This window comes from Thermogladius sp., from assembly GCF_049970955.1.
Classification (GTDB): Archaea; Thermoproteota; Thermoprotei_A; order Sulfolobales; family Desulfurococcaceae; genus Thermogladius.
Genome location: NZ_JBMFLY010000105.1, coordinates 1243 through 2426, shown reverse-complemented (window position 1 = coordinate 2426; position 1184 = coordinate 1243). Strand labels below are relative to the sequence as shown.

1 protein-coding gene is annotated in these 1184 nt (G+C 59.4%); it reads right to left on the bottom strand.

Annotated elements, in window-relative coordinates:
* Positions 1-890 (bottom strand): hypothetical protein (locus ACP5VX_RS07045; RefSeq protein WP_428725170.1); only part of this gene is annotated, 890 nt, incomplete at its 3' end.
* Positions 891-1184: the final 294 nt, after the last annotated feature.

Here is a 1184-nt window from a genome sequence, read left to right as displayed (position 1 = left end):
GGTAGCTCCTTCCCCCTGGTATCCGTGACTCCTTCTTGCTTCAAACCTTCACTTCGCAGGGCTCTCAGCAGATCCTCTCGGTTAAAGACCAAGGAAGGCGGCTCCCTGTAGCCACCCTTTTTAAGGCGAGCTCTCGTTACCTTGATGAGCCTTAAAGCTCTCTCGATATCCCGTGGGAGCTCCACACCGAAGTGCAGGTAGAGGTGAATGTGCTCGGAGAAAATCTCAAGCTCCTTATCGAGGCGTGCCCAGACCTCGACCTCCTTCTCGTCTCCGAGTAGCGCTTCTGCCGCCAAATAGAGTTTAACAGAGGCTTCAGTGCCTTCCTTAACGGCTCCCTTGAAGAGGTGGGCATACGCGTTAGCCTTCGTGAGCAGGGCTTCCAGTTCCCATAGGCTTTCTATCCGGTCAGCGAAGGGTTGGGCCGCCTCGGTAGCACCCTGCAGAGTGCCTGAACGCTTCTGCTTCAACAACTCAGCCACAGCCTGCGCCCTCCCCCTTGCCTCGAGCTCGTGGGGCCTGTGACGATAAGGCAGCATCTCGGCGAAGCGCTCAATGTCTTCGCGCCTGTAAGTGACCCCTCCATGGCCACTGAACTGGAGGTGGTGTACGAGCTCGTGGATCAGGGTCTTCAGATCGTAGTTTTCATTACAGAGGTACAGCCGGATCTTCCTCGAGGAGGGGTCGTACAGGCCCTGAACCCTCTCAGCGCCCTGCTCGCCGTCCTCGTAGCGGCAGTCTATAGAGAGAACCAGGCTCCCAAGCTCGGGGGCGCCCAGGCTCCGCAGCAGCTCGTTGACCTTGGTTAGGAGGCTGTGTGAGAGCTCCTCCAGCCCTCGGGCCCACTCCGCAATCTTCCCCGCTAGCTCCACGTCCCCTACAGCCCTCATCCTCCCATGCTCAGAACCCCCGCACGATGTTATAATAGTTACTAGTTGTTTCCCGAAAGTGAAAAACCCCTTGAGCCGAGGGTGCCATGCCAGAGGAGCATCGAGGGGTGCGACCTCGACCAGCGGCCGGGCACGCCTATTACAGGGGGCTACTCAGCTAAGGGGATGAGGAGGCCCCCTTCCTGGAGCAGCTGCAGTACGTCGACCTTGTAGGAGAGGGTGCCCTGGGGGTCGACGAGGACGAGCTCCTTCTGGAGGCCGGCGTGAGCGATCATCACGCGCTTGTCGGGGGTC